Annotated in this window: 10 protein-coding genes; 7 read left to right on the top strand and 3 right to left on the bottom strand. The window is 66.4% G+C overall.

Annotated features, from left to right (window positions below):
* Nucleotides 1-15: 15 nt before the first annotated feature.
* Entirely contained in the window at nucleotides 16-2,418 is a 2,403-nt protein-coding gene (lon, locus tag ATO11_RS15545; RefSeq protein WP_050531826.1) for an endopeptidase La, read from the bottom strand.
* Nucleotides 2,419-2,636: 218 nt separating this feature from the next.
* Between lon and ATO11_RS15540 the strand changes: the two genes are divergently transcribed.
* Nucleotides 2,637-3,026, top strand: a complete 390-nt coding sequence (locus ATO11_RS15540; RefSeq protein WP_050531825.1) for a DUF4149 domain-containing protein — start codon at nucleotides 2,637-2,639, stop codon at nucleotides 3,024-3,026.
* A 55-nt stretch (nucleotides 3,027-3,081) separates the two neighbouring features.
* Here ATO11_RS15540 and ATO11_RS15535 read toward each other — a convergent pair whose 3' ends face one another.
* Nucleotides 3,082-3,438, bottom strand: a complete 357-nt coding sequence (locus ATO11_RS15535) for a hypothetical protein (RefSeq protein ID WP_134643139.1) — start codon at nucleotides 3,436-3,438, stop codon at nucleotides 3,082-3,084.
* 182 nt (nucleotides 3,439-3,620) lie between these two features.
* On the opposite strand from ATO11_RS15535, the gene ATO11_RS15530 reads away from it, so the two are divergent.
* The gene (locus ATO11_RS15530) at nucleotides 3,621-5,642 is read left to right on the top strand and encodes an acyltransferase family protein (RefSeq protein ID WP_050531823.1); all 2,022 of its coding nucleotides are present in this window, start codon (nucleotides 3,621-3,623) and stop codon (nucleotides 5,640-5,642) included.
* 2 nt (nucleotides 5,643-5,644) lie between these two features.
* On the opposite strand, the gene tgt is transcribed toward ATO11_RS15530, so the two are convergent.
* On the bottom strand, nucleotides 5,645-6,775 hold the full coding sequence (gene tgt / locus ATO11_RS15525) for a tRNA guanosine(34) transglycosylase Tgt (RefSeq protein ID WP_050531892.1): 1,131 nt from the start codon (nucleotides 6,773-6,775) through the stop codon (nucleotides 5,645-5,647).
* A gap of 238 nt (nucleotides 6,776-7,013) precedes the next feature.
* Here tgt and ATO11_RS15520 point away from each other — a divergent pair, with 238 nt between their 5' ends.
* The 5 genes from ATO11_RS15520 (at nucleotide 7,014) to ATO11_RS15500 (ending at nucleotide 13,151) form a co-directional block, all read left to right on the top strand.
* Nucleotides 7,014-8,555: a trimethylamine methyltransferase family protein gene (locus ATO11_RS15520; protein WP_050531822.1), complete on the top strand. Its 1,542-nt coding sequence runs from the start codon at nucleotides 7,014-7,016 to the stop codon at nucleotides 8,553-8,555.
* 66 nt (nucleotides 8,556-8,621) lie between these two features.
* On the top strand, nucleotides 8,622-9,452 hold the full coding sequence (locus ATO11_RS15515) for a TPM domain-containing protein (RefSeq protein ID WP_050531821.1): 831 nt from the start codon (nucleotides 8,622-8,624) through the stop codon (nucleotides 9,450-9,452).
* A 33-nt stretch (nucleotides 9,453-9,485) separates the two neighbouring features.
* On the top strand, nucleotides 9,486-9,821 hold the full coding sequence (locus tag ATO11_RS15510; RefSeq protein WP_050531820.1) for a DMT family transporter: 336 nt from the start codon (nucleotides 9,486-9,488) through the stop codon (nucleotides 9,819-9,821).
* 131 nt (nucleotides 9,822-9,952) lie between these two features.
* Entirely contained in the window at nucleotides 9,953-11,767 is a 1,815-nt protein-coding gene (typA, locus tag ATO11_RS15505; RefSeq protein ID WP_050531819.1) for a translational GTPase TypA, read from the top strand.
* Nucleotides 11,768-11,876: 109 nt separating this feature from the next.
* Nucleotides 11,877-13,151 (top strand): ferredoxin reductase family protein, encoded by a 1,275-nt coding sequence (locus tag ATO11_RS15500; RefSeq protein WP_050531818.1) that lies wholly within the window; start codon nucleotides 11,877-11,879, stop codon nucleotides 13,149-13,151.
* Nucleotides 13,152-13,153: the final 2 nt, after the last annotated feature.

The following is a 13,153-nucleotide window of genomic DNA, read 5'->3' as shown; positions in this document are numbered from 1 at the left end:
GCTTACCCCGTGATGTCAGTGCGTGACGGCGCTGGCCGCGTGGTCGTCACGCCGGGCCGCCGCTGCAGCCTCTTCGGCATCCTCGTCCCATTCGACCGGCGTCGGCGCCTCGATCAGCGCGTGTTTCAGCACGTCCTGAACGTGGTCGACCGGGATGATGTCGAGCCCTTCCTTCACATTGTCGGGGATCTCGGCGAGGTCCTTTTCGTTCTCGCGCGGGATCAGCACCGTCTTGATGCCGCCGCGGAGCGCCGCGAGGAGTTTCTCCTTCAACCCGCCGATGGCGGACGCATTGCCGCGCAACGTGACCTCGCCCGTCATGGCGATGTCCTTGCGCACCGGGATGCCCGTCAGGACCGACACGATCGCCGTGACCATCGCAAGGCCGGCGGACGGCCCGTCCTTGGGCGTGGCCCCGTCCGGCACGTGCACGTGGATGTCGATCTTTTCGAACTGCGGCGGCTTGACCCCGATCTCGGGCGAGATCGACCGGACATAGCTGGAGGCCGCGTCGATCGACTCCTTCATCACGTCGCCCAGCGTACCGGTGGTCTTCATCCGGCCCTTGCCCGGCAGTTTCAGCGCCTCGATATGCAGCAGGTCGCCGCCAACGGACGTGTAGGCAAGCCCGGTCACCACGCCCACGGCGTTCTCGTCTTCGGCGAGGCCAAAGCGATACTTGCGTACGCCAAGGTAGTCGGACAGGTTTTCCGGCGTGATAACAACGCTTTCAACGTCCTTCTTCACGATCTGGGTGACCGCCTTGCGCGCCAGCTTGGCCAGCTCGCGTTCAAGGTTCCGCACGCCCGCCTCGCGGGTGTAGTAGCGGATGATGTCGGTCAGCGCCTCGTCCGTCACCTCGAACTCGCCTTTCTTGAGCCCGTGGTTCTTGACCTGCTTCGACAGCAGGTGACGCTTAGCGATCTCGGCCTTCTCGTCCTCGGTGTAGCCCGACAGCGGAATGATCTCCATCCGGTCCAGAAGCGGGCCCGGCATGTTGTAGGAGTTCGACGTCGTCAGGAACATCACGTCGCTGAGGTCATATTCGACCTCGAGGTAGTGATCGACGAAGGTCGAGTTCTGTTCCGGGTCCAGCACTTCCAGCATGGCCGAGGCAGGGTCACCCCGGAAATCCTGCCCCATCTTGTCGATTTCATCGAGCAGGATCAGCGGGTTGGTGGTTTTCGCCTTCTTCAGCGCCTGGATGATCTTGCCGGGCATCGAGCCGATATAGGTCCGGCGGTGGCCGCGGATTTCGGACTCGTCGCGCACACCACCCAGCGAGATGCGAATGAATTCGCGCCCCGTGGCCTTGGCGACCGATTTGCCAAGCGACGTCTTACCCACGCCCGGAGGACCGACGAGGCACATGATCGGCCCCTTCAGCTTTTTCGAGCGTTGCTGCACGGCGAGGTATTCGACGATGCGTTCCTTCACCTTGTCGAGCGAGTAGTGATCGTCGTCGAGGATCTTCTGGGCGCGGCCCAGATCCTTCTTGACGCGCGACCGCACGCCCCACGGGATCGACAGCATCCAGTCAAGGTAGTTGCGCACCACCGTCGCCTCGGCCGACATCGGGCTCATGTTCTTCAGCTTCTTCAGCTCGCCCTCGGCCTTTTCGCGGGCCTCTTTCGACAGCTTGGTCTCGGCGATCTTGGCTTCCAGTTCCGCCACCTCGTTCGAGCCGTCCTCGCCATCGCCCAGTTCCTTCTGGATGGCCTTCATCTGCTCGTTGAGGTAGTACTCGCGCTGGGTCCGCTCCATCTGCGACTTCACGCGCGTCTTGATCTTCTTCTCAACCTGCAGGACGGACATCTCCCCCTGCATCAGGCCATACACCTTCTCCAGTCGCTCGCTCACGCTGAGCGTTTCCAGAAGGTCCTGCTTCTGGTCGACCTCGATCCCGAGATGGCCGGCCACGAGGTCGGCAAGCTTGGCGGGCTCGTCGGCCTCGGCCACGGCGCCCAGTGCTTCCTCGGGGATGTTCTTCTTGACCTTGGCGTAGCGTTCGAACTCTTCCGCCACCGAGCGCACCAGCGCCTCGGTCGTGGCGGTGTCGCCTGGCATCTCGGTCAGGTACTCGGCACGGGCCTCGAAGAAGTCGTCATTGTCGAGATATTCGGTGATGCGCACACGCGCCTGCCCTTCCACCAGAACCTTCACGGTCCCGTCGGGAAGTTTCAGCAATTGCAGCACATTGGCCAGCACACCGGCCTGGAAGATGCCCTGTGCATCGGGGTCGTCCTCGGCCGGGTCACGCTGCGATGACAGCAGGATCTGCTTGTCATCGGCCATCACGTCTTCAAGCGCCCGAACCGATTTGTCCCGCCCCACGAACAGCGGCACGATCATGTGGGGGAAGACCACGATGTCGCGCAGTGGCAGAACGGGATAGGACGCGTTGAGAGGTTCTCTCATATCTGTTCCTTTTTCTAGCAAGACGGGCCCGCCCCGATATGCGGCAGCATGGTCCGTCTCCGGTCAGGTGGTATATGTGGGGTTGTCGCGCAGGGGCGTCAACCGGGGCTGCTCATTGCGGTGAAACCTGCACGCTTCGCCGGCGAGACACAAGCCAACTGGGACATCGTCGCCGAATAATCTGTTGACCTTGGCGCGGACGGATTATCTCCCTGCCCATGCAGGTGGTGGCCCTTCTTCTGACGGCGGCGCTTTTCGGCGGCATGGTCTTTTTCAGCTTCGGTTTCGCGCCGGTGCTGTTCAAATTGCTGGGGCTGGAGCAGACGCGCCCGATCCTGCGCGGCACGTTTCCCTATTACTACCTTGTCGTGATCGGCGTGGCCGGGGCGGCCGCGCTCACGGCCATGTCGGCCTCCCTACTCGGCGCGGCGCTGCTGGGCGCGATCTGCGGCAGCACGATTTATGCGCGGCAGGTCCTGATGCCACGGATCAATGCCGCGACGGATGCGGGCGATACGGCGGGCTTCAAGCGCCTGCACGGGGCGTCGGTCGTGCTGCAACTGGTGCAGATCGCCGCCTGCGCCTATGCGCTGGTGCTGATCACCTGACGGGACGGCGGGCGGGGCGATCCGCGCATGCGGGAGCGGCACACGTCCGGCCCGGTCAATAGCGGTAGGTCTTGAAATCCTCGCTCAGGCGGTCGCGGATCTCGGCCGGGGCCCGGTCGTTGGAAAAGATCGACAGGAAGGCGTGCGGCGCGCCGTCCGTTTCAAGGCAGACGATGATCGCGTCGTCGCCCGCCTCGTTCATGTCCCACTGGTAGACGATCCATTCGTCGTCCGTCCGGTCGCCGACCTCGAAGGTGTTGAACAGGGAAAACCGGGCAAAGACCCGTTTGGCGTTCACCATGCATTGCTCCATGTCGGGGGTCGGCCCCAGGTCGGCCACGGCCCAGCCTTCGGCGGCAGCCTGGCCACCCAGGCCGGCGACAAGCGTCGCCATGCAGACAATTCTGTGCATTTCCAATTCCTCGCTGAAAATTCAATGGCGCCATTGTGCCCACCGGACCGGCACCTGTCCAACCCCGGATCGGTGCATGTACCGGGCTCTCGGTGCCACACCGCGGGCTGCAAAGGGCGCGCGGGATCTTGCGCGGCGCACCCCTCGCCCGCTAGATCGGTCGCAGACGACCGGAGATCGACATGATGCGCTACCGTTCCGATATCGACGGGCTTCGCGCCGTGGCGGTCCTGCCGGTGATCCTGTTCCACGCCGGCATACCGGGTGCCGATGGCGGGTTCATCGGGGTCGACATCTTTTTCGTGATCTCGGGCTACCTGATCACCGGGCTCTTGCTGAACGACCTGGCACAGGGGCGCTATTCCATCGCGCATTTCTATGAACGGCGGGTCCGGCGCATCCTGCCCGCGCTGTTCCTCGTGATCGCGGTCTGTATCCCCTTCGCATGGGCGTGGATGCTGCCCGACGAGTTCGAGGATTTCGCGGGCAGCCTGTCGATCGTGGTCTTCCTGTCGAACTTCTACTTCGCAGGCGAGGTCGATTATTTCAACGATGCCGCGGAGTTGCAGCCTCTTCTGCACACGTGGAGCCTTGCGGTGGAAGAACAGTTCTACCTGTTCTTTCCGCCGCTTCTGGCGCTCGTGTGGCGGTTCGGACGGCGCGGGGCCTTCATCGCCGTGGCGATCCTGACGGCGCTGAGCCTGGTGCTTGCGCTCACGGCGTCCGGCACCGATCCGCAACGGCTGTTCTATTTCTCACCCGCACGCTTCTGGGAGATCGGCGCCGGGGCGCTTTGCGCGTTTTCCACCCGCGACTGGAGCCGTAGGGGCCGCGAGGCCGGGACCTTCGCGGGTCTCCTGATGATCCTTGCCGCCTTCTTTCTGGTTGATCGGGGTACGGTGTTTCCCGGCCCCTGGACCGTCCTGCCGGTGGCGGGGGCCGCGCTGATCCTCCTGGTGGGCGGCGCGGAGACGCGGGTGGGTCGGTTCCTGTCCCTGCGGCCGTTCGTCTGGATCGGGTTGATCAGCTACTCGGCCTACCTGTGGCACCAGCCGCTCTTCGCCTTCGCCCGCATCCGGCTGATGGGAGAGCCCAGCATCGCCGTCATGCTCGGTCTCTCGGCCATGAGCCTTGGGCTCGCCGCGATCAGCTGGCGGTTCGTGGAACAGCCCTTCCGGCGCCGCTCGGGGCCGGTCCTGCCGCGCCGCCCGGCCCTGTTCGGCACCTTCGCGGTTCTCGGCGCGGCGCTGCTGGGGCTGGGTATCTGGGGGTTCCAGACCGAGGGCCTTCCCACCCGGTTGTCCCCCGAGGCACGGGCGCAGATCGCCTATCTCGACGACCGCCCGGCGCAGACCAGGCCCTGCCTTGCCAAGCCCGGCAAGTCGAAACCCGCCCATCCGTGGCCCCGATGTTCGACCCCCGGCGCCGATGCCGACGCACCGCCCGACGCGATCCTGATGGGCGACAGCCACATGATCGCGCTGTCCGGGCGCAGCATCGACGCGCTCGCGCAGGAAGGCCGGACGGCCTATGTCGCGGCGCATGCGGGATGCCCGGCGGTCGGCGGGTTGACGCGTCTCGACAAGGGCGACCCGCGCGACTGCATCACGTACCAGGACGGCATTCTCGACTATGCCGAAAAGACCGACGCGCCCGTGATCGTGATCGCCCAACGCTGGGCGCTTTACGTGGACGGCACGCGGTTCGACAATGGCGAAGGCGGGCACGAACGTGGCGGCCCGGTGGTTGTCGATACATGGCCCGAACGGCTGGCCAGTGCCGACCCTGCCGCGCGGCGCGCCGCGATCCTTGCCCGGTTCGAAGAGGCGCTTGCCGCGCTGTCGGAAAAGGCCGCCCTCGTGCTGGTCGATCCCGTGCCCGAGATCGGCTGGTCCGTGCCCCGGCTCGCCGCGCGCTGCGCCATGAACGGGACGGCCGCCTGCCCGTCGGACGTGTCCTATGACCGCTATCTGGAGCGGAACGCCGACGTGCTGGCGATGATCGGGCGGCTGGCCGAACGCGACCGCATCACGCGAGTCAGGACGGCAGAGGCGTTCTGCGACATGCAAGCCGGCGGGCGTTGCGCGATTTTCGACGACACCGGCAAGCCGCTTTACTTCGACGATGACCACCCGGCCGACAGCACCGGCGCCCAGCGCATCGCGCCGATGATCGCGGCCGCGGTGCGGGACGCCGGACGCTGAGATCACAGGGGCGGGATGTCGCCCGCTTCGCGCTCGGCATGAAATTCACGCTCGAACGCGTTGAATTCCCCCGATGAAATCGCATCTCGCATCCGGCCCATCAGGTCCTGGTAATAATGCAGGTTGTGCCATGTCAGCAGCATGCCCGAGATCATCTCTCCCGCGCGGAAGACGTGGTGCAGGTAGGCGCGGGAATAGCTGCGGCAGGCGGGGCACGCGCAGGCCTCGTCCAGCGGGCGCGGGTCGTCGGCGTGGCGGGCGTTCTTGATGTTGACCTGTCCGCGCCGCGTCCATGCCTGCCCGGTGCGCCCCGAGCGCGAGGGGAGCACGCAATCCATCATGTCGATCCCGCGCTTGACCGCGCCGACGATGTCGTCGGGCTTGCCCACGCCCATCAGGTAACGCGGCTTGTCCTGCGGCAGCTGCTCCGGCGCGTAATCGAGGCAGGCAAACATCGCCTCCTGCCCCTCGCCCACGGCCAGCCCGCCCACGGCGTAGCCATCGAACCCGATATCCACCAGCGCCTCGGCGCTTGCCTTGCGCAGGTCCTCTTCCAGCCCGCCCTGCTGGATGCCGAACAGCGCATGTCCGGGCCGGTCACCGAACGCCGCCTTGGACCGCGCCGCCCAGCGCATCGACAATTCCATGCTGTCGGCGATGCGGTCCCGGTCGGCGGGCAGCGCCGGGCATTCGTCGAAACACATCACGATGTCCGACCCCAGTAGCCGCTGGATCTCCATCGACCGCTCGGGCGTGAGCATGTGGCGCGAGCCGTCGATATGGCTGCGGAAGGTCACGCCCTCCTCGGTCAGCTTGCGCAACTCGGCAAGGCTCATCACCTGGAACCCGCCCGAGTCGGTCAGGATCGGCCGGTCCCAGTTCATGAACCCGTGCAGTCCCCCCAGCCGCGCGATCCGCTCTGCCGTGGGCCGCAGCATCAGGTGATAGGTGTTGCCGAGCAGGATGTCGGCGCCGGTGGCGGCCACCGATTCCGGCAGCATCGCCTTCACGGTCGCGGCGGTCCCCACCGGCATGAAGGCGGGCGTGCGAATGGCACCGCGCGGCGTGTCGATCACGCCGGTCCGCGCGCGCCCGTCCGTTGCGGTGAGAGTGAAGTCGAAAGTCCGGCCCATCCCCCGCTTATGCGCCGCCCCCGCCCCGTTGCCAAGCGTCGCAAACAGGCGATCCTGTCGCAAAAGGTCTGGACAGGACGCCGGCGCGTCGGTCACGCTGATATCCATGACCGGAGACGTTTGGAAAGTGGCCCTCATCATCCGCACCATCGGGGCGGAGCGGGGCCGTGCCGCGCGCGGGCGCCCTTAAGGTCGCATCCGCCGCCCTTCCCGCAATTCCAGACCAAGACGCAGAACCATGACCGATCAGACCCCCGTGTCCCGCCGCGCCGGCGGACGCTCCGCCCGAAAGGCCGCCCGCGCCGCGGCCCTTCCCGACCACATGCGCCCGATCCGCCCCGGCCTGTCGGGCGGCACCTACACCCCGCTTACGCAGGAGGGGATGGAGAAGATCCACCGCGCCGCGCTTGACGCGCTGGAAGAGATCGGGCTGAGCGAAGCACCGGCCTCCGGCATCGCCGCGATGGAGGCGATCGGCGCCAGGCTGGGTGACGACGGCCGCATCCGCTTCCCCCGCGCGCTGGTCGAAGACGTGTTGGCCTCCGCCAACCGGCAGATCACGCTTTGCGGGCGCGATCCGGCCAATGACCTCGACCTGTCGGGCCACCGGGTGCATTACGGCACGGCAGGCGCGGCGGTGCACATGGTCGACGTGGACGCGCGCCATTACCGCGACAGCACCTTGCAGGACCTGCACGACGCCGCGCGCATCTGCGACACGCTCGACAACATCCATTTCGTGCAGCGGCCCATGGTGGCCCGCGACATCACCGACAACCGCGAGATGGACCTCAACACCATCTATGCCTGCGTGTCGGGCACGAAAAAGCACATCGGCACCTCTTTCACCGAACCGTCCTTCGTCCCCGACGCGCTCGAGATGCTGCACATGATGGCGGGCGGTGAGGACGCATGGCGCGAACGCCCCTTCGTCAGCAATTCCAACTGCTTCGTCGTCCCGCCGATGAAGTTCGCGACCGAATCCTGCGAGGTGATGGAAGCCTGCATCCGCGGCGGCATGCCCGTCCTTCTGTTGAGCGCCGGACAGGCCGGGGCCACCGCCCCCGCCTCCATCGCCGGGGCCATCGTGCAAGCGGTGGCCGAATGCCTTGCCGGTCTTTGCTACGTCCACGCAATCAAACCCGGCCACCCGGCGATCTTCGGCACATGGCCCTTCGTGTCGGACCTGCGCACGGGTGCGATGTCCGGCGGATCGGGCGAACAGGCGCTGCTGTCGGCAGGCTGCGCCCAGATGCACAAGTTCTACGGCCTGCCCGGTGGTGCGGCGGCGGGTATCGCCGATGCCAAGCTGCCCGACATGCAGGCCGGGTGGGAGCAGGCCACGTCGAACGTGATGGCGGGGCTTGCGGGGCTCAACATGGTCTACGAGGCGGCGGGGATGCACGCCTCCCTCCTCGGGTTCTGCCATGAAAGCCTGATCCTCGGCGACGACCTGATCGGCCAGGCGCTGCGCTGCGTGCGCGGGATCGAGGTGACCGAAGACAACCTGTCCCTCGACGTGATGCGCGCCACCTGCATGGGCGGGCCGGGTCACTACCTCGGCTCCGACCAGACGCTGGGCCTGATGCAGACCGATTACGTCTACCCCGCGCTCGGCGACCGCACCTCCCCCAAGGAGTGGAACGAGAACGGCAAGCCCGACCTCATCGCCAAGGCCACCGCGCGGAAAGAGGCGATCCTCGCCACCCGCAGCCCCGCCCGCCTTCCGGCGGACGTGGATGCCGCGATCCGCGCGCGGTTCCACATCCACCTCGACTGACCCCTTGGTCGAATTCGGCCCATCGTGTAGGCTCGGCAGCATATTTTCATGACGCCGAGCCTTTCCATGACCCGATTTGCCATCCTGATCCTTGGCCTCTGGGCGAGCCTTGCCGCCGCACAGACCTGGCCTGACTACACCTCCACCACCGTCAACGATTACGCCGACCTCCTCGACCCGGCGGCCGAGGCACGGCTCGACGCGCGCCTGAACACCTTGCGCGCCGATACCGGCGTCGAGATGACGATCCTCACCATCACCCGGCAGGACGACTACACCTACGGCACCACGCCCCCGCCCACGATCGAGGACTTCGCGACCGGCGTCTTCAACCAGTGGGGCATCGGCAATGCCACGCGCAACGATGGCGTCCTGATCCTCGTCGCCGCCGCCGACCGTGAAATGCGGATCGAGCTTGGCGCGGGCTATGGTCAGGACTGGAACGCCTTCGCCGCCGACGTGCTCGACCGCTCCTTCCTGCCCGCCTTCCGCGAGGGCCGCTTCCAGGAGGGGATCGAAGCGGGCACCGAGGACACGATCAACGCCATCGTGATGCCCTTCCTCGCAGGCGAGGACGCCCCCTCCCCCGGCCCCGATATCGGCTGGCTGCTGGTCGGCGGCATCGCAGCCTTCGTGCTTGGCGGCCCCCTTGTCGCCGGCGCGCGCCGGCGCCTCGCCCGCTGCCCGCAATGCGGCGAACGCGGGCAACGGCACAACACCGAAACGCTCGTCCGCGCCACAAAATCGCAAGGCGGGCGCAAACGCCGCACCGTGACCTGCCCGCATTGCGGCCACCACGACACGACGGAATGGACAACCTCGCGCGTGTCGTCGTCTTCTTCCTCCTCCTTCGGGGGCGGTTCCTCTGGCGGCGGCGGCGCAACCGGGCGATGGTAGGCACCGACACACCACCCCTGCCGGAGCGCCTTCATGCCCCTCGCCTATGCCTACCTTCTGGCCGCCATCCTGTTTGAAACGCTCGGCACCACCGCGCTGAAAGCGAGCGAGCAATTCACCAGACCGCTGCCCACCATCGTCACGCTCACCTGCTTTCTCGCGGCGATCTGGTTCCTCGGCATCTCGTTCAAGACGATCCCCGTCGGCATCGCCTATGCCATCTGGTCGGGCCTCGGCATCGTGCTGATCGCCACCTTCGCCTTCCTCGTCTTCGGCCAGCGCCTCGACGCGCCCGCGCTGATCGGCATGGGTATGATCCTCGGCGGCATCCTCGTCATCAACCTCTTCTCGAACACGGCGACGCATTAAGCGCCACGCCCCCCTTCTTCTCTTTCAAAATATGTCCGCCGGAGGCTCCGACGGCCGCCACGCGCACTTCGCTCTGGTCTTTCTCGCACCCGCAGCGTAAGGCGCGGCCCAACCACCACGGAGCCTCCCCCATGGACATGCGCAACATCGCCATCATCGCCCACGTCGACCACGGCAAGACGACGCTGGTTGACGAATTGCTGAAGCAATCGGGCGCCTTCCGTGAAAATCAGGCGGTGGCCGAACGCGCGATGGACAGCAACGACCTCGAACGCGAGCGCGGGATCACCATCTTTGCCAAGCCCACCTCGGTGGAATGGAAAGGCACCCGGATCAACATCGTCGATACGCCCGGCCACGCCGATTTCGGGGGCGAGGTCGAACGCATCCTGTCGATGGTCGATGGCGTGGTGCTGCTGGTCGATGCCGCCGAAGGCCCGATGCCGCAGACCAAGTTCGTGACCTCCAAGGCGCTGGCGCTGGGACTGCGGCCCATCGTCGTGCTGAACAAGGTCGACAAGCCCGATGCCGAACCCGACCGCGCGCTGGACGAGGTGTTCGACCTCTTCGCCTCGCTCGAAGCGGATGACGACCAGCTCGACTTCCCGCATCTCTACGCCTCGGGCCGCTCCGGCTGGGCCGATGCCGAACTGGACGGCCCGCGCAAGCATCTCGACGCGCTCTTCAACCTGATCGTGAACCACGTCCCCAAACCGAGGCAGTCCACCAGGACTGACGAGGATTTCCGCATGCTGGCGACAACCCTCGGCGCGGACCCCTTCGTGGGCCGCATCCTGACGGGCCGGGTGGAAACCGGGCGGCTCAAGGTCGGCGCGACGGTGCAGGCGCTGTCGCGCATGGGCCAGAAGATCGAACAGTTCCGCGTGACCAAGATCCAGGCCTTCCGCGGCCTCGCCCAGCAGGACATCGACGAGGCCGTCGCGGGCGACATCGTCAGCCTCGCCGGCATGTCCAAGGCCACAGTCGCCGACACGATCTGCGCGCTGGCCGTCGACGAACCGCTCGACGCGCAACCGATCGACCCGCCCACCATCTCGGTCACCTTCGGCATCAACGACAGCCCGCTGGCGGGCCGCGATGGCAAGAAGGTCCAGTCGCGCGTGATCCGCGAGCGCCTGATGAAAGAAGCGGAATCGAACGTCGCCATCAAGGTCACCGACACGCCGGGCGGCGAGGCCTTCGACGTGGCGGGCCGGGGCGAATTGCAGATGGGCGTGCTCATCGAGAACATGCGCCGCGAAGGGTTCGAACTCTCGATCTCCCGCCCCCGTGTCCTGATGCGCGAAGAGGACGGACAGACGCTGGAACCGGTCGAGGAAGTCACCGTCGACGTGGACGACGAACATTCCGGCGCGGTGATCGAAAAGCTGACGGGCCCCCGCAAGGGCGAGATGACCGAGATGCGCCAGCAGGGCGGCAAGACGCGCATCATCGCGCATGTCCCCTCTCGCGGCCTGATCGGCTATCACGGCGAATTCCTGACCGACACGCGCGGCACCGGAGTGCTGAACCGCGTCTTCCACGGCTGGGTTCCGCATCGCGGGCCGATCCCCGGTCGCCGCGCGGGCGTACTGATCTCGATGGAGAACGGCGTGTCCGTGGCCTATGCGCTCTGGAACCTCGAAGAGCGCGGGCGGATGTTCATCGGCGCGCAGGAGCCGGTCTATACCGGCATGATCATCGGCGAGCACAGCCGCGACAACGATCTGGAAGTGAACCCGCTGAAGGGCAAGAAGCTGACCAACGTGCGCGCCTCGGGCTCGGACGAGGCGGTGCGGCTGACCACCCCGGTGCGCATGTCGCTGGAAGAGGCGATCGCCTATATCGACGATGACGAACTGGTCGAGGTCACGCCAAACGCGATCCGCCTGCGCAAACGCTACCTCGATCCGCACGAACGCAAGCGGATGTCGAAACAGGCCTGAACAGCCCCCGGCGCTTGACCTGAGAAATTAATCAATGACACTGCGCCGCACCATCAGGGGGCAGCGCATGGCATTGAGAGTGGCAGGTCTGGCGATAGTCGCCGCAAGCATGGCGGCACCGGTGATCTGGCTGCCGGGGATCGCGGCGGGGCGCGACACGCTGGCGCTCTTCAGCCAGTATCTCGGCATGACGGCGCTGATCGGGATGGCCCTGTCGCAGGTGATCGCCACCCGCTGGCCGGGGGTCGAGGCGATCTTCGGCCCGCTCGACGAATCCTACCGGCTGCACAAGTGGCTGGGTCTTTGGGCGCTGGCGGCGAGCTTCCTGCATGACACGATCGACGCCGACATGCGCGGGCTTGGCCGCGAAACCGCGCTGGTCGACGCGGCGGAGACGGCCGGAGAGATCAGCCTTTACGGCCTTCTGATCCTCGTCGCGATCACCGTCGCGACCTTCATCCCCTACCACCTGTGGAAATGGACGCACCGGTTCATCGGCGTCTTCTTCGTGCTGTCGGCCTTCCATTACCTGTTCATTCTCAAACCCTTCGCCAACGGCGATCCGCTTGGGCTCTACATGGGCGGTATCTGCCTGCTGGGGCTTCTGGCCTATGCCTATACCTCGGCCCCGCGAAGCTGGCGGCCCTCCCGCGCCTACCGCGTCGACACGCTGGAACGTCAGGGCGAGGCGCTTGTGGTAAACATGAGCTCCGAAGGCCGCGCGCTCCGGCACCGCGCGGGCCAGTTCGTCTTCATCAGCTTCCCCGAAATCGGCATGTCCGAACCGCATCCCTTCACCCTCAGCGGTCCCCCGCGCGAGGATGGCCGGTTGCGTATCAGCATCGCGCCCCTGGGCGATTACACCAGCCTGCTGATGTCGCGCCTTGAAGCCGGCACGCCCGCCCGTGTCGAAGGCCCCTTCGGCGACTTCGCCATCGCGCGCGGTCCGCAGGTCTGGGTCGCGGCGGGTATCGGCATCACGCCTTTCGCCGCGATGGCGGGGGCGCTGAAACCCGCAGACGGCCCCGTCACGGTGATCCACACGGTCCGCGACCCGGCCAAGGCCGCGCATGTCGCGGAGATGACGGACCATGCCGCCACCCTTCCCAACCTCGACTTCATCCCGTGGCACAGCCGCGCGCAGGGACGGATCGATGCCGATACCATCGCCGACATCGCGGGCGGGCTGACGGGCAAGACGGTCCTCTATTGCGGGCCTTCCAGCCTGCGGGACGCGCTGAAAAAGGACCTGCGCAAACACGGGGTCAGCGCGCGCAGGTTCCGTTACGAATTGTTCGAGATCAGGACGGGTATCGGCATGAACTGGCTGCTGGCCCGGCTCACGCGGCAGGTGCCGGTGCGCCGCCGCGCCCCGGCGGAATAGGC

Source organism: Pseudaestuariivita atlantica, from assembly GCF_001205715.1.
Lineage (GTDB): Bacteria > Pseudomonadota > Alphaproteobacteria > Rhodobacterales > Rhodobacteraceae > Pseudaestuariivita > Pseudaestuariivita atlantica.
This window is presented reverse-complemented; position numbering and strand designations above follow the sequence as displayed.

What these genes read in the sequence shown, in the direction of transcription:
- ATO11_RS15510 (WP_050531820.1), top strand. Translation starts at nt 9,486, where the DNA reads ATGCCCCTCGCCTATGCCTACCTTCTGGCCGCCATCCTGTTTGAAACG.
- ATO11_RS15535 (WP_134643139.1), bottom strand. Translation starts at nt 3,438, where the DNA reads ATGCACAGAATTGTCTGCATGGCGACGCTTGTCGCCGGCCTGGGTGGC.
- lon (WP_050531826.1), bottom strand. Translation starts at nt 2,418, where the DNA reads ATGAGAGAACCTCTCAACGCGTCCTATCCCGTTCTGCCACTGCGCGAC.
- typA (WP_050531819.1), top strand. Translation starts at nt 9,953, where the DNA reads ATGGACATGCGCAACATCGCCATCATCGCCCACGTCGACCACGGCAAG.
- ATO11_RS15540 (WP_050531825.1), top strand. Translation starts at nt 2,637, where the DNA reads ATGCAGGTGGTGGCCCTTCTTCTGACGGCGGCGCTTTTCGGCGGCATG.
- tgt (WP_050531892.1), bottom strand. Translation starts at nt 6,775, where the DNA reads ATGGGCCGGACTTTCGACTTCACTCTCACCGCAACGGACGGGCGCGCG.
- ATO11_RS15515 (WP_050531821.1), top strand. Translation starts at nt 8,622, where the DNA reads ATGACCCGATTTGCCATCCTGATCCTTGGCCTCTGGGCGAGCCTTGCC.
- ATO11_RS15520 (WP_050531822.1), top strand. Translation starts at nt 7,014, where the DNA reads ATGACCGATCAGACCCCCGTGTCCCGCCGCGCCGGCGGACGCTCCGCC.
- ATO11_RS15530 (WP_050531823.1), top strand. Translation starts at nt 3,621, where the DNA reads ATGATGCGCTACCGTTCCGATATCGACGGGCTTCGCGCCGTGGCGGTC.
- ATO11_RS15500 (WP_050531818.1), top strand. Translation starts at nt 11,877, where the DNA reads ATGGCGGCACCGGTGATCTGGCTGCCGGGGATCGCGGCGGGGCGCGAC.